Annotated in this window: 16 protein-coding genes and 3 tRNA genes; 12 read left to right on the top strand and 7 right to left on the bottom strand. The window is 46.8% G+C overall.

The features are described 5' to 3' along the window. Positions 1-22: 22 nt before the first annotated feature. Positions 23-1,231 (bottom strand): transglycosylase SLT domain-containing protein, encoded by a 1,209-nt coding sequence (locus tag CIK99_RS10110; RefSeq protein WP_094381394.1) that lies wholly within the window; start codon positions 1,229-1,231, stop codon positions 23-25. Positions 1,232-1,353: 122 nt separating this feature from the next. Between CIK99_RS10110 and hisG the strand changes: the two genes are divergently transcribed. Genes hisG through hisC form a run of 3 tightly spaced genes read left to right on the top strand, consistent with a single transcriptional unit; the run spans position 1,354 to position 4,616 of the window. Next, positions 1,354-2,205 carry an ATP phosphoribosyltransferase gene (gene hisG, locus CIK99_RS10105; protein ID WP_094381393.1) on the top strand — a complete coding sequence of 284 codons (852 nt, stop codon included), beginning with the start codon at positions 1,354-1,356 and terminating at the stop codon, positions 2,203-2,205. 49 nt (positions 2,206-2,254) lie between these two features. Continuing rightward, on the top strand, positions 2,255-3,547 hold the full coding sequence (hisD, locus tag CIK99_RS10100; protein ID WP_094381392.1) for a histidinol dehydrogenase: 1,293 nt from the start codon (positions 2,255-2,257) through the stop codon (positions 3,545-3,547). A 31-nt stretch (positions 3,548-3,578) separates the two neighbouring features. Next, complete coding sequence (hisC, locus tag CIK99_RS10095; RefSeq protein ID WP_094381391.1) at positions 3,579-4,616, top strand: histidinol-phosphate transaminase; 1,038 nt, start codon at positions 3,579-3,581, stop codon at positions 4,614-4,616. Positions 4,617-4,971: 355 nt separating this feature from the next. On the opposite strand, the gene pyk is transcribed toward hisC, so the two are convergent. From pyk to CIK99_RS10065, 6 genes are all read right to left on the bottom strand, one after another. Beyond that, positions 4,972-6,408: a pyruvate kinase gene (pyk, locus tag CIK99_RS10090; protein WP_094381390.1), complete on the bottom strand. Its 1,437-nt coding sequence runs from the start codon at positions 6,406-6,408 to the stop codon at positions 4,972-4,974. A 150-nt stretch (positions 6,409-6,558) separates the two neighbouring features. After that, positions 6,559-7,626: a mannose-1-phosphate guanylyltransferase gene (locus CIK99_RS10085; RefSeq protein WP_094381389.1), complete on the bottom strand. Its 1,068-nt coding sequence runs from the start codon at positions 7,624-7,626 to the stop codon at positions 6,559-6,561. 24 nt (positions 7,627-7,650) lie between these two features. Next, positions 7,651-8,283, bottom strand: a complete 633-nt coding sequence (locus CIK99_RS10080) for a DedA family protein (protein ID WP_094381388.1) — start codon at positions 8,281-8,283, stop codon at positions 7,651-7,653. A gap of 7 nt (positions 8,284-8,290) precedes the next feature. Next, positions 8,291-9,715, bottom strand: coding sequence for a lipopolysaccharide assembly protein LapB (locus tag CIK99_RS10075; RefSeq protein ID WP_094381387.1), 1,425 nt, complete (start codon positions 9,713-9,715; stop codon positions 8,291-8,293). After that, complete coding sequence (locus tag CIK99_RS10070; protein WP_094381386.1) at positions 9,716-11,431, bottom strand: glutamine--tRNA ligase/YqeY domain fusion protein; 1,716 nt, start codon at positions 11,429-11,431, stop codon at positions 9,716-9,718. A gap of 34 nt (positions 11,432-11,465) precedes the next feature. Further along, the gene (locus tag CIK99_RS10065; protein ID WP_094381385.1) at positions 11,466-12,659 is read right to left on the bottom strand and encodes a clostripain-related cysteine peptidase; all 1,194 of its coding nucleotides are present in this window, start codon (positions 12,657-12,659) and stop codon (positions 11,466-11,468) included. A 77-nt stretch (positions 12,660-12,736) separates the two neighbouring features. Here CIK99_RS10065 and CIK99_RS10060 point away from each other — a divergent pair, with 77 nt between their 5' ends. The 9 genes from CIK99_RS10060 to CIK99_RS10020 all read left to right on the top strand — a co-directional run bounded on the left by CIK99_RS10060 (position 12,737) and on the right by CIK99_RS10020 (position 21,514). Continuing rightward, positions 12,737-13,429 carry a glycoside hydrolase family 25 protein gene (locus tag CIK99_RS10060; RefSeq protein ID WP_094381384.1) on the top strand — a complete coding sequence of 231 codons (693 nt, stop codon included), beginning with the start codon at positions 12,737-12,739 and terminating at the stop codon, positions 13,427-13,429. Positions 13,430-13,510: 81 nt separating this feature from the next. Next, positions 13,511-14,668 (top strand): zinc ribbon domain-containing protein, encoded by a 1,158-nt coding sequence (locus CIK99_RS10055; RefSeq protein WP_094381383.1) that lies wholly within the window; start codon positions 13,511-13,513, stop codon positions 14,666-14,668. Between the two features lie 314 nt (positions 14,669-14,982). Then, positions 14,983-15,055, top strand: a tRNA-Lys gene (locus tag CIK99_RS10050). A gap of 38 nt (positions 15,056-15,093) precedes the next feature. Then, positions 15,094-15,166, top strand: a tRNA-Lys gene (locus CIK99_RS10045). Positions 15,167-15,187: 21 nt separating this feature from the next. Further along, positions 15,188-15,260: transfer RNA gene (locus CIK99_RS10040), tRNA-Lys, on the top strand. Positions 15,261-15,323: 63 nt separating this feature from the next. Further along, the gene (gene lon, locus CIK99_RS10035; protein WP_094381382.1) at positions 15,324-17,780 is read left to right on the top strand and encodes an endopeptidase La; all 2,457 of its coding nucleotides are present in this window, start codon (positions 15,324-15,326) and stop codon (positions 17,778-17,780) included. Then, positions 17,780-18,907, top strand: a complete 1,128-nt coding sequence (gene tgt / locus CIK99_RS10030; RefSeq protein WP_094381381.1) for a tRNA guanosine(34) transglycosylase Tgt — start codon at positions 17,780-17,782, stop codon at positions 18,905-18,907. Before lon ends, tgt begins: the two co-directional genes overlap by 1 nt. A 25-nt stretch (positions 18,908-18,932) precedes the next feature. Continuing rightward, positions 18,933-20,195: an LptF/LptG family permease gene (locus CIK99_RS10025; protein WP_094381380.1), complete on the top strand. Its 1,263-nt coding sequence runs from the start codon at positions 18,933-18,935 to the stop codon at positions 20,193-20,195. After that, positions 20,195-21,514 carry a DEAD/DEAH box helicase gene (locus tag CIK99_RS10020; protein WP_094381379.1) on the top strand — a complete coding sequence of 440 codons (1,320 nt, stop codon included), beginning with the start codon at positions 20,195-20,197 and terminating at the stop codon, positions 21,512-21,514. Before CIK99_RS10025 ends, CIK99_RS10020 begins: the two co-directional genes overlap by 1 nt. Positions 21,515-21,564 lie beyond the last annotated feature (50 nt).

The raw sequence follows: 21,564 nt of genomic DNA, 5'->3' as shown, positions 1-21,564 counted from the left end.
ATTGTTTATTCAAATGGCTTAATCACACATCATATTTGCTTTTGTGTTTCTTCGCTTTTTGCGGTGCCATGTTTGAGTATCCGGTACGTGGGCTCTTCACTCCTTTATACGATTGCCAACGCTGGCGAATCTTCCTCACGTAGTCTTCCGTTTCAGTTCCTCTCATATAGCCGTGACGCACTACGGGGTCTTGGTAAAACTGAGGGTTGCTGAGTTTCAGAACATATTGGCTCACGTCGTTCCACGAGTGTTTGTTGCCGCCATATTTCTCTGTCAACGCCATCGCGTCTCTGATGTGATGATAACCGCCGTTGTAGCTTGCCATTACAAAGTTCTGCCGTTCGTAGCGGTCTCTGATGTCTGAGAACTTGCCTTCAAGCTGTCCGAGATATTTGGCGGCTGCCGCGATATTGCTTTCCGGGTCGTGTATCTTATCGCGCGGCAAGCCGAGATGGTCGGCTGTGGCAGGCATTATCTGCATCAGTCCCTGAGCCCCTGCCCACGAGCGTGCCTTAGGGTCGAAAGTTGACTCCTGATAGCATTGGGCGGCCATGAGTTTCCAGTCCCAGCGTATAGGTTGGCAGTAAGTCATGAAGAGTCCGTCGTAACGCGATATTATTCCTCCCTTGCGGTTGAGCATCGGCGCATAGACGTGTCTTACCACGCTACGCGTGCTCAGCAGGAAGTCTTCTTCCTTCTTCACCTCAGCCATTATCATCGGGTTGTACCACTCTTTTAGCGACTGCGCCAACTTCACCTTTTCGCCGTTCACTGCCCATTGTCCTATGGAGTCGTTTCCGGCTCCGCAAAAGACCATCATGTCTATCGAGTCTTTTGTAAGCTCGACTTCCTTTTTCTTCAATGGGAATGCCACGATGTCGGCGTCGCCAGATACAAGTCTTCTTATCATCTCCATCGTGTCCCTGCACAGTTCCACCCTTATGCCCACGCCAATCTTTTCTGCATACCGCTGGGCCATCATATAGTGTAGTCCTAACTGCTTTCCTCGATGGTCGTAGTATGTGGTGGGTCCGCTGATGGTGGCGACGATAATCTCGCCGTTGGCCACTATCTGGTCGAGGTCGAAACTGTCGCCTGAGGGGATGGTGTCGGTCACTTCACCCCAGGGCGTGACCACCTTTCCCTCTTTGCTTTTTCCGCACGAGCAAAGAGAGGCAGCTGAGCATAAAACGATGCAAGCGAATGTCAAAAGATGTACTTTTCGCCTCATTTTTCTTATTTTTATCAACAAAATCGTATTTTTTGGTTGCAAAAGTAACAAAATTCTTGCACAATCTATCATTAATTAGTAATTTTGCATCGTGATTTTCAAAATATAAATATAATTTAAGTATGTTACGTATAGCAGTACAGTCAAAAGGTCGTCTTTTTGAAGACACCATGAATCTGCTCTCAGAGGCAGACATCAAGATCAGTTCAAGCAAGCGCACGTTGCTGGTGCAGTCGTCAAACTTCCCACTCGAAGTGCTTTATCTTCGTGACGACGACATCCCACAGAGTGTGGCTACAGGTGTCGCCGACATAGGTGTTGTCGGCGAGAACGAATTTGTTGAACGTGGCGAAGACGCTGAGATCATCTCTCGTTTGGGATTCAGTGCTTGTCGCCTGTCGTTGGCCATCCCCAAGGATATTGATTATCCGGGGCTTGAGTGGTTCAACGGAAAGAAGATTGCTACTTCATATCCTGGCATACTTCGACATTTTATGGAAAATCACGGCATAAAGACTGAGATTCACGTCATCACGGGCAGTGTGGAAATCTCTCCGGGCATCGGCCTTGCTGACGCTATCTTCGACATAGTCAGCAGCGGCTCGACCCTTGTAAGCAACAACCTCCGCGAGGTGGAGGTGGTGATGCAGAGCGAGGCCTTGCTGATTGGCAACAAGAATATGGACGCTGACAAGCGCAGGACGCTTCAGAAGATGCTTTTCCGTTTCGAGGCCGTCCGCAGCGCCGAGGACAAGAAGTATGTACGAATGAATGTCCCCAAGGCTCGCCTGCAGGAGATAATCGACGTGTTGCCGGGACTGAAGAGCCCAACCATCATTCCGCTTGCTGACGAGGAGTGGTGCTCGGTTCACACGGTGCTCGACCAGAAGCGTTTTTGGGAAATCATCGGCCGGCTCAAGGAGATGGGAGCACAGGGGATCTTGGTCACTCCTATCGAAAAGATGATACTCTAAGTATTGAAAGGATGATACATTAAGTATTGAAAAGATGATACTTTAAGACATGAAAACGTTTTTATATCCAGATAAATCGGTGTGGGCTTCGATAGTCGAACGCCCTCACCTTGATGTCTCGACGCTCACATCAACCGTGCAGGCTGTGCTCGACGATGTGAAAGCACGTGGCGACGAGGCCGTGAAGGAATACGAGTTGAAGTTTGACAAGGCAGTGCTGGAGCAGCTGGCCGTTACCCAAGAGGAGATGGACGAGGCAGAGACTCTTGTTGACGCCACCCTTAGGGAGGCCATCATCCTGGCTCACCATAATATAAAGGCTTTCCACGAGGCTCAGCGATTCTCTGAGGTGCGTGTAGAGACCCAACCTGGCGTGGAGTGCTGGCAGAAAAGCGTAGCCATCGAACGCGTGGGACTTTACATTCCTGGCGGCACGGCACCACTGTTCAGCACGGTGCTGATGTTGGCTACCCCGGCGAAGATAGCCGGTTGCGGCGAGATTGTGCTCTGCACACCGCCGTCGTGCGAGGGGAAGGTGAATCCCGCCATTCTCGTTGCGGCGAGGGTGGCTGGCGTGAGCCGTATCTTCAAGGCTGGTGGCGTTCAGGCCATTGGAGCCATGGCATACGGAACTGAATCGGTGCCTAAGGTGTATAAGATCTTTGGTCCGGGCAACCAGTATGTGATGGCTGCAAAACAGCTGGTGAGCCTTCACGATGTGGCTATCGACATGCCTGCAGGTCCATCGGAGCTGTGTGTCATCGCCGATGCCAATGCCAATGCCGAGTTTGTGGCTGCCGACCTCTTGTCGCAGGCTGAGCATGGCACCGACTCACAGGTATTGCTGATCACCACGTCGGAGCCGATGGCGAAATCAGTGGAAGAGGCAATGGAGCGTCAGCTTGAACTCCTTCCGAGAAAGGACATGGCTCTCAAGTCATTAGACAACAGTAAGATCGTCGTAGTGAGAGACGACGATGAAGCCATTGAGCTTTCAAACATCTATGCTCCTGAGCATCTCGTCATCCAGACCGACAATTTCGAGACCCTTGCCACACGTGTAGTCAATGCGGGAAGCGTGTTCCTCGGACGGTATGCTTGCGAGAGTGCCGGCGACTATGCCAGCGGCACCAACCACACACTGCCAACACACGGCTATGCAACAGCCTATAGCGGCGTAAACCTCGACAGCTATAGCCGTAAGATCACATTCCAGCACATCAGCGAAGAGGGAATCAGCAGGATCGGGCGTGCCGTGGAGGCCATGGCTGCCGCCGAGTCGCTCGATGCCCACAAGAATGCCATGACTGTGAGACTGAAGGAAATATCCGGCAAGTGCTGATATGCTTGTGAACAATCAAAATGATTCAATTATGAAAGAACTAAAAGAGTTGACAAGAGCCAATATTTGGAATCTTGCACCATATAGTTGTGCACGCAACGAGTATAATGGCAGAAACGCCAGTGTCTTCCTTGATGCCAATGAAAACCCATATAATGCTCCATACAACCGCTACCCAGATCCGCTGCAGCTGGAGGTGAAGAAGCTGTTGGCAAAGGTGAAACGCGTGCCCGAGGAGTGCATCTTCCTTGGCAATGGCAGCGACGAGGCCATCGACCTGATGTACAGATGCTTCACGGAGCCAAGAATAGACAATGTGGTTGCCATCGACCCTACTTATGGCATGTATAAGGTATGTGCCGACATCAACGATGTGGAATACCGTAGCGTCTCTCTCGACACCGACGGATTCAGTCTGAACGCCGACCGTCTGCTCTCTGCATGCGACAGAAACACTAAGGTCATCTGGCTCTGTTCGCCCAACAATCCCACCGCAAATGCCCTCGACCACGAAGAGATGGTGAAAATCCTCACCCACTTTGAGGGTATTGTGGTAGTTGACGAGGCGTATAGCGACTTCAGCAGCCAACCGTTATTCCGTCATGAGCTGGCAAAATATTCGAATATCGTAGTCCTGAACACTATGAGCAAGGCTTGGGCCTGCGCCGGCATAAGGATGGGTATGGCGTTCGCGTCAAAGGAGATCATCGACTTGATGAACAAGGTGAAATATCCATACAACATCAATGTCTTGGCTCAGCGTGAGGCCCTCGACATCCTCAAGGATCCATACGAGATTGACAAGTGGGTGCGCACCATATTGCTTGAACGCTCGCGAGTTATCGATGCCATAAAGTTATTACCCCTGTGCCGTAAGGTCTATCCCACCGACGCAAACTTCATACTCGTGGAGGTTGACGACGCTCAGAAGACATACGACTATCTCGTGTCGAAAGGCATTATTGTAAGAAATCGCAACAAGGTTCACCTTTGTCAAGACTGTCTGCGCATCACCATCGGTACAAAGACAGAAAACCAAGAACTCCTCGCTGCATTGCGTACAATGTAAGTCTTACTGACTCTTCTTTCGCTCTCACGAGCGAGATTTTTTTCTTTGACGGGCGCGATATTTTTAATCTGATGGGCACTGCACGGATTGTTTTTTCGACGCTGCAAAGGTTCGAGATTTCTCCGAGACGTGCAATAGTTGTCCTGAGTTTTGTACATGATTTGTCCCGAATTTTGTCGCGTCGGCACGAGTCATGTTTCTTGAAACGAGAGCCAATGAGAAGGATACACGTGTTGTGCTTTGAAAAGGCTAGGGGAAGGAAGACCGGGTCAAAGACTGATTGGTTTACTTTTCCAAACAAGTGTTATGTAAAATATTTCACGTTTGACAATGAATACAAGTTCCATTTGCCCTGTTATTCGGGCAAATGGAACTTGTATTCATTGTCAAACACCTCACGCGCGGTATTGATCTCAAGGAAGGTGGTGCCTCCGCCTTTGCCAAAGCTGCCACTAAGATAAGCCAGGCGGTCATCGAGTTCGAGGTAGCCCTTCTGACGGAGCATACGCACGGCGGCGAGAAACAGTTCTTGAGAAGAAATGTGTTCCTTTTGGTATACGGGGATGACACCATACGAGAGGTTGAGCCATCTCTGCAGTTTCTCGTTGTAGCAAATGGCAAGCACGGGGTTTGGTCCACGGAAGGCAGCTAAGTTGCGTGCCGTCTGACCAGTGGAACTGTCTGTGATGATACCCTTCACGTTCATGGTCTCTGTAGCTTCTATTGCGCTACGCGAAAGGAATTCCCTTACGCTACACTTGGGCGATATAGGAATGACGATGTCGTTTTCACACACCTTGTCTTTTTCGGCCTGTTCGGCTATTTGCGCCATAGTGCGCACGGCCTCAACGGGATAGTCGCCTGTAGCCGTCTCGCCGCTGAGCATCAGCGCGTCAGTGCGATAGTAGATGGCATTAGCGATGTCGGTCACTTCAGCTCGTGTGGGGCGTGGGTTGTGGATCATGGTGTGAAGCATCTGTGTGGCCACGATGACTGGTTTCTTCGCTCTCACACATTTGCGAATGATACTCCGCTGTATGCCTGGGATACGCTCTATGGGTACCTCGATGCCAAGATCGCCGCGCGCAATCATGATGCCGTACGACGCCTCGATAATCTCGTCAATATTGTCAACGCCTTCCTGGTTCTCTATCTTTGAAATGATCTTTATGTCGCTTCCACGCTCGTCGAGGATGTCCTGCACTGCTTTGACGTCAGAGGCATTGCGCACGAACGAGTGGGCGATGAAGTCGATGTCCATGTCAACGGCAAGGTTGATGTTCTGGATGTCTTTCTCGGTCAAGGCGGGGAGGTCGATATGTATGCCTGGAACGTTGACGCTCTTGTGAGAACCGAGGTTGCCTTCGTTCTGCACTTGGGCAATAACTGCCGGCCCGTTGATGTCAAGAACTTTCATGGCGAGGGCACCGTCGTCGAATAGGATGTCGTCGCCTATATGGATGTCTTGAGCGAAATTGCGGTAAGAGAGATTGATGATGTCATGCTCGGTGTCCATCTCTGGACGGCCGAATATCTTAACCACATCACCGGTATTATAATGTATGGGGGATTCGCATCCAGTAGTGCGGATCTCAGGACCCTTGGTGTCGATGAGAATACCTATGTGGTGCGACACCTCGCGCACGTTGTTTACAATGGTCCACATTCCCTCAGCTGAGGCATGTGCCGTATTCATTCTTACTACATTCATTCCAGCATCAAAGAGCTGGCGAATAAAATCCACACTACACCTGCGGTCGCTGATGGATGCTACAATCTTAGTCTGTTTCATTGCTATTCGTCGTCTAGTTAATGAATAAATTACCTAAATACGTCTGCAAAGGTAATGAAAAAAATCATAATAACCAAGAAATATGCAGACAAGATGAAAAAAAAGATGCCAAACACTCGCCACAGAGCATTTGCCATCTTTTTTTGAGGGCTAATTCTCGCCGACAAACTGCTTTATCCTTTGTTCTTCAGACAGCTTGCAGATGAGGAGCGTGTCGTCGTTTTCTGCCACTATATAGCCGTCAAGACCTTGGATGACGACAGTCTTTTCCTGTAAGGTATGGACCATACAGTTGTTTGACTCAAACATCTTGACGTTGTTGCCAATACATCCGTTGCCGTAGAAGTCTTTCTTGGTCAGGGTGAGCAGCGAGCCCCATGTGCCGAGGTCGCTCCAGCCGAAGTCTGCTGGGCAAACGAAGATCTCTTCCGCCTTTTCCATAATGGCATAATCTACAGAGATGCTTTGGCAGGTGGGAAACAGGCGGTCGATTTCCTCTTGTTCCCTGTCGGTTCCGTAAACGTTGAGCAGAGACTCAAACACTCTGGACATGACGGGCTGATAGACCCTAAAGGCATTGACGATGGTGCTGACGTTCCAGAGGAAGATGCCAGAGTTCCAGAAATAGTTGTTTTTGGTAATGTACATCTTCGCCGTCTCGAGATCGGGTTTCTCACGGAAGGAGTCCACTCTGAATATCTCCTTGTTGCGCATCGAGCTGACGCTGAGGTCGGCCTGTATGTATCCGTATCCCGTCTCGGGGCGTGTGGGTTTCATGCCGAGGGTGACTATAGAGTCGGTCTCGGCGGTGAAATTCAGACACGACTTGATGACGCGTTGGAACTCCACGTTATTTGTCACTATATGGTCGCTTGGCGAGACCACAATGTTGGCTTTCGGATCGACAGACTTTATTCTCCAGCTGACGTAAGCGATGCAAGGAGCTGTATTACGTCTGCAGGGTTCACATAGGATATGATTGGAAGGCAGTTCGGGGAGCTGCTCCCTTACGATGTCGGTATAATTTTTGTTGGTGACAATCCATGTGTTTTCAATGTCGCAAATGCCCGCGAAGCGTTCGACGGTCATCTGCAGCAACGACTTTCCGGTACCTAAGACATCGATAAACTGCTTGGGCATCTCGTTGGTACTCATGGGCCAGAATCGGCTTCCTATGCCACCGGCCATAATAACTAAATGGTTCTTATTCTTTGCCATACTCACATTATTTGTTTTAATGGTTCATGATGTTTGCTTTCTTTCTTTTTTCAATACAGCCCTTATCGCGAAATATCCCACGATTATCACGAAGACGACGAGGATGACGATCTTGATGTATTCCGAATACTCGTTTATTTTGTCTTCAAGCTGGCTTTCGGGTACGATGGAATGTAGATACCATCCCAAGACGGCAAGCACTGCGTTCCATATTCCCGCGCCGATGGTGGTGTAAAGGAGAAACTTCCAGAAGTTCATCTTTGCTAATCCGGCGGGAACAGATATGAGCTGCCTAATGACTGGCAGGAGCCGACCGGTGAGTGTGGCCACAACGCCATGGTCGTCAAAATATTTCTCGCTCTTCTGCACTTTCTCCTCGTTGATTAGACATAGTTTTCCCCATTTGCTTCTTACGAAACTATAGATGATGGGCCTGCCGAGATAGTAGGCTGCCGCATAGTTTATGGCAGCTCCAAGGTCGGCTCCTATGGTGGCGAAGAGCACGACGAGGAAGACGTTCTGGTAGCCTGCGGCTGCGTGGTAGGCTGCCGGTGCGACGACGACTTCCGATGGGAACGGGATGACAGTGCTTTCGATAAGCATAAGAAGCAATATCGTGCCGTAGTTTAGATTTCCTAATAACGATGATAAATTCATGTGGGATTTAATTGTTGTTTGTCTTTTTTATAGCATAATCATAATACTCCTCCGGGGTCATTCCCTCGGGGAAGAGGTGGTGTAGGGTCATAAAGGCCTCGTCGGAATTGCGTTCGACGGCTATCTTCAGATATTTCAGATATTCTTCTTCCTCACCCACCTCTAAACAGTACAAAGCATAGTAGGCAAAACCAAAGACCATGGTGTCGTCATCTAACGGGAAGTTGTCGCGCATGAGCGTATAGGCTGCTTTCTCGCAGTGATTCTCAAATAGCACCACGCTCACCTTCAGCGTGTCGGCTGGGTCGTAGTCGGCCTTGACAAGCAAGTCGGCCAACAAGAACAGCCCCTCCTTGTATCTGCCAGCCTCAAGCATAGCATAGCCTCTGAGAAGTTTTATGTGCTTGCTCTCAGCGTCTTCGCAATTTGCCTCGATCTTGTCGATATACTCCATTGCCTTTTCAAAATTACCCGTATGGCTGTACGCCAATGCAACATTCTCGTATATAGAACCGATGAATTCCGAATCGCAGCTTGACTTTGTCTCTGCCTTTAGATAAATGTCAAGGGCTTTGTCGTTTTTCGACATGTTCATGAGGCAATAGCCGATTTGCATTAAGCAGTTGACGTCGTTCTCATACGTCTTCAGATATTCGTAAAGATACTTTACCGCTTTGTCGAAATAGAATCTCTTCATCAACGCCTGGGCTTTGCACATCAGGCCTCCCGGGTTGCCGGGGGTGATGGCCAATGAATAGTCGCTGCTGTCGAGTGCTTCGTTGTAGTTGCCGTTAGTCAGCTGAGCAAAGGAAATCATGTTCCAGTATTTGTGCTGGAACGGATTCTTGTCTAAGAGACGGTTGAGAATCTCGATCACCTTGTCAATCTCGCCTAACAGTCCAAGCACCTTGATTTCGAGGTCTGCATATTCTTCAGTTCTCGTATTGTTAATTCTTTTCAGCCATTTGCTCGCTAGTTCATAGTAGGCATAATCCATAAAAAGGTAGATGGCGTCGATGACGCAATTGTCTCTGTCGTCTTCTTCCGCGGCTTCAATGGCCTCGTCCAACAGATGGCATGCGAGGCCAGGCTGTTCCTGGGAAAGGAGTATTTCTGCCTTGAGAAATTTGTAGTCAATCTCCTTGTCGGTGACTTTTTCAAGCAACTCCTCTGCTCTACTTATGTCGTTGGCGTCAATACATCTCCTTATTTTGTATGTTATAGGGCCTGGGGCACTGGGATAGAGGGAGAGGGCAAAGTCAGCTGTCTGCATGGCCTTGCCTCCCTCGTTCATGAGATTGTAATAGTCGATGATGTCCGTCAAGTCGTCGTCATCTAGGTATATTGGATGACCCGACTTGACAGAATCCTCGAATAATCTCAGTTTCTGTTTGAATTCTTCGTTGTTAAAGTATTCTTCGTCTATCTGCATTTATTTATTCATCTTTGCCCACGTGTCTTTTAATCCGACCGTGCGGTTGAACACGAGATGCTCTGGGGTAGAATCGGGGTCGATCGTAAAATATCCTATTCTCTGGAACTGTAGGAAGTCGCCGACTTTCTTCTCGGCAAGGTAGCCTTCCACGTAGCAGTTGTCCAGAACAGTCAGAGAGTTTGGATTGAGCAGCTCACGGAAGTCTCTGTCGTCGGCAGAAGGGTTCTCTACCTCAAACAGGCGGTCGTAAAGCCTTACCTCAGCTTTCTTGCAGTGGCCTACGCTCAACCAGTGGAGGGTGCCCTTCACCTTACGGTTGGCTCCTTCCATGCCGCTCTTGCTCGTCGGGTCGTACTCAGCATAGATCTCGACGACATTGCCTTCCTCGTCCTTCTTGCATCCCTTACATTTTATTATATACGCATTCTTTAGTCTTACTTCCTTGTCGGGCGACAGGCGGAAGAACTTCTTCGGAGCGTCCTCCATGAAGTCCTCACGCTCTATCCAAAGTTCACGGCTGAACGTGATGGTGTGTGTGCCGTCGGCCTCGTTTTCGGGGTTGTTTATGGCCTCAAGCTCTTCTGTCTTGCCTTCTGGATAGTTGGTGATAATGAGCTTCACGGGATTCAGCACGGCTGACACACGGCAAGCCTTCTTGTTGAGGTCGTCGCGCACGGCTGCCTCAAGGAGGGCGTAGTCGTTAAGAGCGTCAAACTTTGTGTATCCGATAGAGTCGATGAAGTTACGGATGCTCTGTGCCGAATAGCCGCGGCGACGCATTCCGCATATGGTAGGCATGCGAGGGTCATCCCATCCGCTCACGAGCTTCTCATCTACAAGCGTATGCAGCTTGCGCTTGCTCATCACCGTGTATGTAAGGTTCAGGCGATTGAACTCTATCTGTCGTGGACGGTTGTCGGCTATGTTATCCGTCTCGCCGTTCATCTCCTTGAGGAGGTCGATAAACTTGTCGTATAACGGACGGTGAGGCACAAACTCAAGGGTGCAGATGGAGTGAGTCACACCCTCGAAGTAGTCGCTCTGTCCGTGAGCGAAGTCATACATCGGATAAGCGTGCCATTTCGTGCCAGTGCGATGATGCGGTATGTGGATGATACGATAGATTACTGGGTCGCGGAAGTGCATGTTGGGATTTGCCATATCCAACTTCGCCCTCAACACCATCGAGCCTTCAACAGCATCGGGAGTGTTCATCAGTTCGAACAGTCGCAGACTCTCCTCCACGGGACGGTCACGGTATGGGCTGGCAATGCCCGGTGTGGTGGGCGTGCCTTTCTGCTGTGCTATCTGCTCCGAGGTCTGCTCGTCAATGTAAGCCAGGCCTTTCTTTATCAGCCATACGGCAAAGTCCCACAGCTTCTCGAAGTAGTCGGAAGCATAATAGACATTTCCCCACTTGAATCCAAGCCATTCTATGTCGTGAAGTATTGAATCAACGTATTCTGTATCCTCCTTAGAAGGATTGGTGTCGTCAAATCTCAAGTTGCAGACGCCGTTATTCCTGTCAGCCACACCGAAATCCATGCATATCGCCTTCGCGTGTCCTATATGGATGTATCCATTGGGCTCTGGCGGAAAACGTGTCTGAATGCGTCCTCCGTTCTTGCCTTTTTCCAGTTCGCCTTCTACAATCTGTTCTACGAAACTAAGATTTTTCTTCTCTTCGTTTTCTGTTGTCTTCTTTGTTTCCATTTCTTTAATGTTATGTGTCTCTGTTTTATTGTCGTTATTTCGTATATTTGTCTATTCCAGCCGCCTCATACCACTGCATCTTCTTTATGTTTTCATTGCAGTCGTAATAGGGCATTCCGTCCATCTTCTCCATCGGAAAATACATACTCATGCCGCCGTAATTGTCGTCGGTGACCGCAAAGTCGTCGGTCCATTGGTATGAGGTGATCCACTTGTTGCAGCGCTTCTTGTAAATCACGGCCGCGTCAAGCGCCTTCTCCCATTGGGTATAATGGTTTGTAGCCACATTGCGCTTCATGATGCTTCTTATGTCATACATTATCGGGGTCTTGACGTTTTTCTTATCATACCATTTGAAATAATAAACAGCATCAGATGTGCTTACAGGGTAGGGGAGAGCCCCTGCCTCTATCACGCCCTTGGTGGCGGAAGCCAGGTCCTGCATGGCTGAGGTTTTGACTACCGACAAGGGCAACGTTATTTCTTCAGTATCATAATAATAGTGGTTTCCGATGTCGGCTATCTTGAAGTATGATGATTCTGAAAAATCAAACAAGTAAGGGACAATCTGCTTATAAGGGAAACCGACACTCGTCGTCTCTGCAGGACTTCCTATCAGGTAGTGTGTTGAGTTGCGGAGCTCGTACGCCACCTCGGCGCACTGAAGGAGGCAACAGTCGCCAATGATGTATTCAAACTTTAGGGGAAGAGATTCCAACACGGAGGCGAGGGTAGGGAAGTTGATCCATTTCGATGAGGTCTGCCCAGTCCCACTTTCACTGTCAGGACCATAGCCGCGGGTCTTGACACTGTCTGATTCGATAAACCAACCAGTGGAATGTCCCCACAGGAGAAGTCCAAAATTATTTGACTTATGTTCATTCATGACAGAAGTCAACACCTCTTTCATCTCCGCAGGATCCGTCATAGTGAAATCTTTATCGTAATCCGTCCTCTTTTCCACAACGCCCTTTTTCACCTCGAGAATATATGGTTTCGCATATCGCTTGTCAACAATCATAACAAGGCGGCAGCTGTCGTCCAAATGCTCAGTGGCTGAAATGGCATCGTTCACATTCTCGTCAACGAAATCATTTAAGGAGTTGTCACCGGTGACATAAACAATCACGGTGTTTTCTTTCGACTCAGTGTCATTAGTCGCTTCATTGTCTTCATTACAGCTGGCAAACAGCATAAATCCGCATAATACGGTTAATAAATATTTCATATAATCAACTTTTTTGTGCAAAGATACAATTTTTTTGTTATTAGTTTGTATCTTTGCACCTAAATTTGAAATATAACATGAAAAAACTGATATTATTGGCCTTTTTAGGCCTGTCAATTGCCGCAAAAGGGCAAAATTTGTATGAACAGTGTGAAGATACGTGTACACATGTACACGGAATAGACCTTAGTCACTACCAGGGTGAGGTGTTTTGGGAAACGGTAGGCGAAAACACAAAAATGGCATACGTTTATCTCAAGGCAACTGAAGGTGGCGACAGAATTGACGAAAGGTATGAGAACAACATTACGCTGGCTCATAAATATGGACTGAAGGTGGGCAGCTACCATTTCTATAGGCCGAAAACCGAGCAGCAAAAGCAACTCGAAAACTTCATGACGCAATGTCGCCCTGGGGAGCAGGATCTCATCCCCATGATAGACATAGAGACAAAAAGCGGACTCCCTACCGAGGAGTTTTGCGATTCTCTGTTGAAGTTTCTCGATTTAGTTGAGCAAACTTACAAGCAGAAACCTCTTTTATATACTTTTACAAATTTCTATAACAAATGGCTCGTGGGCAAAATCGACGGCTATCCGCTGATGATTGCCCAATACAACGACAAAGAGCCCGTCCTCGCAGACGACCGTGAATACCTGATGTGGCAATATACGTGCAAAGGGCGTATCGTCGGAGTGAATGGTTACATCGATAAAAGCAGGTTTGTCGGACAACATGGGCTGAAAGAAATAAGGTATAGACATAAGTAAAGTTCAGACTTCGACATAAGTAAGTTCAGACTTCGAAACAAGTGACTCTAAAGGAAAAGAATAATAAATAAAAGAATAAATATGGCAATAATAAAATGTCCTGAGTGCGGCCATCAGGTAAGCGACAAGGCCGCTACATGTCCAAGTTGTGGAGTAGGCATTGCTGGGAACATCACAACGTGCCCGGAATGTGGAGAGATAGTCTTCAAGGATCTTACTCTTTGTCCCAACTGCCACTGTCCGTTAATCCAAGACAGCTCGACAACAGTCTCTGGCAATAGCAGGAATGGAACGGAAAAAGACGACGTGACAGGCGATTCTGATTCAAAGACAAAAGCACCACAGTCTGCAAGCACGGGAAAAAGTAAAAAGTCTTATACTCCCTGGGGCGTTTCGTTCATAATAGCCTTGGCTATTGTCTTCGTAGGACTCTATTTCTATAAATCGACGCAGATAAAGAACGAAATAGAGGCCTATCAAAACGCAATGACAAGTTCTGAACCGGCTGTAGTACAAAACTACCTCGACATGTATGTCGATGCTCCATCAGAACACAGAGACTCGATAATAAGCCATCTGGAACAGCTGAAAAAGGTGGATGGCGACTGGACTAATGCCGTGGCAAGTGGCTCTAAATCAGCTTTGTTGAGATACCTACAGCTGCATCCTAACAGTATCTATGTAGCTGAGGCAAAAATCATGATTGACTCTCTCGACTGGATTGAAGCTTCACAGAAAAACACCATTGAAGCATATCAGAAATACATTGATGAACACGCTGACGGAATGTATATTGACCAGGCTAACGACGCTTACACGCAACTGGATGCAAAAAAAGTGAACAACGACGACAAGGCTCGTGTCAGCAATCTGTTCTCTACGTTCTTCAATGCCCTAGGAAATGGAGACGAACCAACACTGACTTCTTGTGTTGACAATATCATGACAAGTTTCCTACATAAGGCAAACGCGTCGAAGACAGATGTCATCGGCTATATGAATAAACTGCACCAGAACCCTGAAGTGTCAAGGATTGAATACAGAATGAACAACGACTGGAAGATTGAGAAAAAAGACGATGGCAATGGCTCGTTCTCATACAGCGTCAATTTCTCCGTTGACCAAACTACAGAATGTACAGATCCATCTGACAACTCATTCAACACGTATAAGATTTCTGCAAAAATCTCTTCAGACGACAAAATCACTGAACTGAATATGCAAAGAATAGTTCAATGATAGTTGACAAGATTATTGATAGTTGACAAGTTACCGAGTTATTTCTAACCAAGGGAGATATATCCTTGGTTAGAAAAATAAAAACTATATTTATCATAACGTTGATTACGACCAAGCATAATTTAACAATTTCTGAAGTCTAAATCATAGATTCTTTGACAAAAGAAGGCAAGATTCATACATTTAATAATATTATTCACCTTATTATATATATTAAGGAAAGAAAAAGTAGAGAAAAAACAAAAAAAAATGGAAAAAATTTGGTTGTTATAAAAAAAAGCAGTACCTTTGCACCCGCAAAACACGAAAGTGATGCGCTTGTAGCTCAGTTGGTAGAGCACCTGACTCTTAATCAGGGTGTCCAGGGTTCGAGCCCCTGCAGGCGTACATCTTTTGAATGGAAATATCCAAATCGTCTCTATTTAGCGCTTGTAGCTCAGTTGGTAGAGCACCTGACTCTTAATCAGGGTGTCCAGGGTTCGAGCCCCTGCAGGCGTACGAAAAACAATAAGATCAGGAGCGCTTGTAGCTCAGTTGGTAGAGCACCTGACTCTTAATCAGGGTGTCCAGGGTTCGAGCCCCTGCAGGCGTACAAACAACAGTGTGATGGCAGCATCCTTTAGATGTTTGCCATCATTTTTTTTAAGATACAGCAATGGACAACAATCACAATAATGCTTTCTCAATGATAGCCGATGTTGATGGCGATTTCGTGGAGATGTCAAGAGAAGACATGCCTACGCAAGTCCCACTATTGGTCACGCGAAATATCGTGCCTTATCCCGGCATTGTGACAACAATATTTGTAGCACGTCATTCAAGCCTAACCCTTGTTCGCGAATACGAAAAGAACAAAGGCTTTATTGCTATCGTACCTCAGCTTAATCCGGAAATCGAAATCCCTTCCCGAAACGAAATGTTCGACTTGGGAGTATATGCAAGGGTGATAAAGATTCTTGAGTTGCCGGGAGGAAACGTCAGTGCAATACTCCAAGCCTTCGGCCGTCTGTCTGTAGGCGACATATACTCTACTTCTCCCTACTTTATGGCAAATGTCGCTCCTGCACCAGAGATACTCGACCATGTAGGCGACAAGGAGTTTATGGCGGCAATGGAAGACCTTCGTAAACGTACCAACAGGTACATTCACATAAACGAAGACATTCCAGACGAGGCCGTATATGCAATAAACAACGTTAAAAACGACGTGATGACTATCAACTACCTCTGCACCAACATGCCTTTCGATTTCATCGACAGGCTGAACCTGCTGAGAGAGTCTGACATCAAAGAACGTCTCTTCGGACTGATGAAGGTGACGGATCGCGAGTTGAAACTTCAGGAACTGAAACAGAATATCCGCGAGAAAACACGCGACGACCTGGATGAACAACAACGCAACTACTTCATCCAGCAGCAGATAAAGAACCTGCAGGCGGAGATAACTGACGGAAAGCAAGATTCCGAACGCGAAGCTATCCTTGAAAAGATGCGAGACAAGACTGTTCCAACCATTCTTCTTCCAACCTTGCATAAAGAACTTGACAAACTGGAGCAGCTTAATCCTCAAAGCCCTGATTACAACGTACAGTTAACTTATCTTCAGACTTTTGCTTCACTTCCCTGGGGAGTATATAGTAAAGACGACCATAATCTCACACGAGCCCAACGAGTTATGGATTGCGCTCATTATGGAATGGAGAAGGTGAAGGAAAGAATATTGGAATATATTGCCGTTTTGAGTTTGCGGGGAGACCTGAAATCTCCTATTATTTGCCTCTATGGACCTCCAGGTGTAGGAAAGACCAGTTTGGGGAAAAGTATAGCCGACTCTTTACGCAGGAAATATGTGCGAGTGTCGTTAGGTGGTCTTCACGACGAAGCTGAGATACGTGGCCATAGACGGACGTATATCGGAGCCATGCCGGGACGAATCATCAAGGGAATACAGAAAGCAGAGACATCAAATCCTGTGTTCATTCTTGACGAGATTGACAAGGTAACTCAAAGTGTGGTGAACGGAGATCCCGCTTCCGCACTGCTTGAAGTGCTCGACCCTGAGCAAAACAACGCCTTCCACGACAACTATCTTGATGTTGATTACGACCTCTCGAAAGTACTCTTTATAGCCACGGCAAACGACCTAAACACAATTCCTCGTCCCCTACTCGACCGAATGGAAATAATCGAAGTGTCAGGCTATATTACAGAGGAGAAAATCGAGATTGCCAAACGACACCTCATACCACGGCAGATGGAAGCTACGGGCTTGAAAAACAAAGGAAAGATCTCGTTTTCGAAATCTGCCATTGAGAAAATCATCGAGCAATATACCCGTGAGAGCGGTGTGCGCCAACTTGAAAAACAGATAGACAAGACACTGAGAAAAGTGGCGTTCAGATACGCTTCAGAGGGGCATTTGCCTTTTGCCAAGATTACGCCTCTTGAGATAGAGGAATTGTTAGGCAAGCCGCCATATTATCGTGATATTTATCAAGGTAACGACTATGCTGGCGTGGTTACTGGCTTGGCATGGACCAGCGTGGGTGGCGACATTCTGTTCATAGAGACAAGCCTTAGCAAGGGAAAAGGCTCGAAGCTCACACTTACCGGCAACCTCGGTGATGTAATGAAAGAGTCGGCCATTCTTGCCCTTGAGTACGTAAAGTCACATGTCGATATGCTTGGCATTGACTATCGTATCTTCGACAATTACAATATCCATATCCACGTGCCGGAAGGAGCGACTCCCAAGGACGGTCCGTCAGCAGGAATAACCATATCCACTTCGATAGCCTCTGCACTTACCCAACGGAAGGTGCGTGACAAGGTAGCGATGACTGGCGAGATAACCCTCCGTGGAAAAGTATTGCCAGTAGGAGGCATAAAGGAGAAAATCCTTGCGGCAAAGAGGGCCGGGATAAAAGACATTATACTCTGCAAAGATAATCAAAAGGACATTGACGAAATACCGGAGATGTATCTGAAGGGAGTCACTTTCCACTATGTTGACAATGTAAAAGAAGTGTGGGATCTGGTCTTGACAGATGAACTGGTTGAGAATCACCAAGTATTTGAGATAGATAACACCGAAGAGAATAAAGAAAAATAATGAAATTTGAACTTCAATATACAGATCTCTGTTCGGATGCAAGAGCAGGATTGATCACAACGGATCACGGACAGATAGAAACGCCTATTTTCATGCCCGTGGGAACATGCGGAAGCGTGAAAGGTGTTCATTTCTCTGAATTACGCGAGCAAGTAAAAGCTCAGATAATCTTAGGGAATACCTATCACCTGTATTTGCGCCCAGGACTTGACATTTTGCGTCGAGCAGGAGGATTGCACGGCTTCAATGGATGGGAACGTCCAATCCTGACAGACTCTGGAGGATTCCAGGTCTTTTCTCTCACAGGCATCAGAAAGCTTCGCGAGGAGGGTTGTGAATTCAGGTCGCATATCGACGGGTCAAAGCACTTCTTCACTCCAGAGAATGTAATGGAGATACAGCGTGTCATCGGTGCCGATATCATAATGGCTTTTGACGAGTGCCCACCCGGACAAAGTGACTACTCGTATGCAAAAAAGAGTCTTCAACTCACGCAACGTTGGCTTGATCGCTGCATCGAGCGTTTTTCCGAAACCTCACCCCTTTATGGATACGACCAGACTCTATTCCCTATCGTTCAGGGATGTACGTATAAAGATCTGAGACGTGACGCCGCAAAATACGTAACCGACAAGGGGGCCGATGGAAACGCTATCGGAGGCCTTGCTGTCGGTGAACCCACAGGGGTCATGTATGAAATGATTGAGGTGGTCAACGAGATTCTGCCCAAGGACAAACCACGATACCTGATGGGGGTGGGTACGCCACAAAACATCTTGGAAGCCATTGAGCGTGGAGTGGATATGTTTGACTGCGTTATGCCTACCCGAAATGGACGAAATGCGATGTTGTTCACATATCAAGGCACGATAAATATCCGCAACAAGAAATGGGAGGATGATTTCTCGCCAATCGACCCTGACGGATGCGATGTTGACCGGATTTATACAAAGGCTTATCTACACCATCTGTTCAAGGCACAAGAGCTGTTAGCTCTGCAGATCGCAAGCATACATAACCTGACTTTTTATCTCAGACTGGTCCGCGACGCGCGAAATCACATCGTTGCTGGCGATTTCGCAGAGTGGAAAAGAGGCATAATAGACGATTTGGGCAGACGTGTTTAACATTATTCTATTACTGTAGAACATCATGAAATATAGAAAAATAAAAAAACATAGACGTTGGTGCCGGTTTGTCCAAAAAACGCGCAAGGGACTAAACAAGTGTTTCGGCAGGCATAGCTTTGTCGGCAAATGCCTCCATCCCTTGTTGTGGCTTCTTTCAAAGATTCTGCATCCGTTGGTTTTCCTAAATCCTTTCAGGTATATAAAAAGGATAGACAGATATATTATCTCGAAGTTTATCGGCACTTATATTTATTCGATAATCCTTGTCATTTCAATATCTATTGTTTTCGATTTTCAGGAGAATCTTGCTAAGTTCACGACAAACCATGCACCATGGAATGCAATAGTGTTTGATTACTATGCGAATTTCATACCCTACTTCGCGAATCTGTTCAGTCCGTTGTTCGTATTTATTGCCGTCATCTTCTTCACCTCAAAACTGGCAGGAAACTCAGAGGTTATCGCGATGTTGGCCAGTGGTATGAGTTTTAAGCGATTGCTCAGACCTTATATGGTCTCGGCCGCACTGATTTCAGTCCTTAACTTCACATTAGGCTCTTATGTCATTCCCAAAGGCAATGTAGTACGTCACGATTTTGAATCAAAATACAAAAACAACAAGAAAAACACCTCTGCTACCAACGTCCAGCTGCAGGTAGGAAAAGGTGTGATTGCATATATTCAGCAATATGATGACATTTCAAAGACTGGCTACGGCTTTTTCTTAGATAAGTTCGAGAACAAGAAACTGGTTAGCCACATGACTGCCAATGTCATAAAGTACGACACCATCTCTGACAGCAGATACCAATGGAGGGCTATCAATTACAAGATTAGAACACTGAAGGGAATGCGTGAGCAGATAAAATCGGGTCAGGAAATCGACACGCTGATAATGATGGAACCTATGGATTTGGTGTTCAGCAAGGGACAGCAGGAGACATTCACAAGTCCTGAGTTGCTTCGATATATTTCAAAACAAAAGGACCGAGGTTCGAGCAATGTCATTCAATATGAGGTAGAGTATCACAAACGAATAGCATCTTGTTTCGCATCGTTTATCCTCACCATTATCGGCGCAAGCCTTTCTGCCAGAAAACGTAAGGGAGGCATGGGAATGTACTTGGGAATCGGTCTTCTGTTAAGTTTCTCGTATATCCTTTTGCAGACAATCAGTTCCACCTTCGCTATTAATGCCAATACACCGGCAATATTGGCGGCTTGGATACCAAATATTTTGTATTTCTTTATTGCATATTATTGTTATAAAAAAGCTCCAAACTAATGAAATTTGAAGAAACATACCTGAACGATAATATCCTCGATGCACTCTATGACATGCATTTTGATGATTGTACTCCGATACAGGAGGGCTGTATTCCACAGATACTCGATTATCATGATGTCATCGGAATAGCGCAGACAGGAACAGGAAAGACTGCTGCTTATTTATTGCCCATATTAAGCATGCTTGATGATGGCGGATACCCGAAAGATGCCATCAATTGCATCATCATGTCTCCGACACGCGAGTTAGCCCAACAGATAGACCAGGCCATGCAGGGATTCGGATACTATCTTGACGGTATAAGCAGTGTGGCGGTCTATGGAGGTAATGACGGCCCCCGTTATGACCAGGAAATGAAAAGCCTTCGCATGGGAGCAGACGTGGTGATAGCTACACCTGGAAGACTGCTCAGCCACATAAGAATGGGGAATGTTGACCTTAGCCGTGTCAGTTTCTTCGTTCTGGACGAGGCCGACCGTATGCTGGACATGGGATTTAGTGACGATATTATGCAGATTGTCAAGCTCTTACCCTCAGACAGGCAGACCATTCTTTTCTCGGCGACAATGCCCGAGAAGATTCAATCATTAGCAAAGTCGATACTGAAAGACCCTGTGGAAGTAAAGATTGCTGTAAGCAAGCCTGCAGAAAAGATACACCAGATGGCATACATTTGCTATGAGCCTCAAAAGCTTGGCATCATACGTCATCTCTTCAAGGGGAACAAACTGAAAAGGGTAATCTGTTTTTCCGGAAAAAAAGACAAAGTCAAGGAAATTACACGTCAGCTAAAACAGATCGGCGTAAATTGCTGTGCCATGCATAGTGATTTGTCACAACAAGAACGTGATGAAGTAATGTTAAAGTTCAAAGCTTGTCAGTGTGACGTGCTAGTAGCAACCGATATTGTCGCCCGTGGAATAGATATTGACGACATACAAATGGTCATCAACTATGATGTGCCCCATGACTGTGAAGACTATGTCCATCGTATCGGAAGAACCGCTCGTGCCGACCGTGAGGGAGAAGCTGTCACGTTAGTGTCAGATAAGGATATGTATGCCTTTGGACAGATCGAAGACTTTTTGGAAAAGGACATTGAAAAAATCCCATTGCCAGGCGATCTTGGCGACGCTCCTAAATATTCAAAACAAAGACCAAACTCTCCCCGTCATGGGAAACGCGGGAAAGGTCATGGCAGAAGACGTTCCCCTGCAAAAGGGAAAACATCTGCAGGGAAAAGAGGCAAATCAAGAAGCGCCAAAACGTCTGACAAGAAAAAAGATAATGCAAGTCGTGAAAAAATCAAGGAATAATTTGCGAGTCTCATTTTTTTTATCTACCTTTGCAGATGAAAAATCAACAA

The organism is Prevotella sp. P5-92 (assembly GCF_002251245.1).
Taxonomy (GTDB): Bacteria; Bacteroidota; Bacteroidia; order Bacteroidales; family Bacteroidaceae; genus Prevotella.
This window is presented reverse-complemented; position numbering and strand designations above follow the sequence as displayed.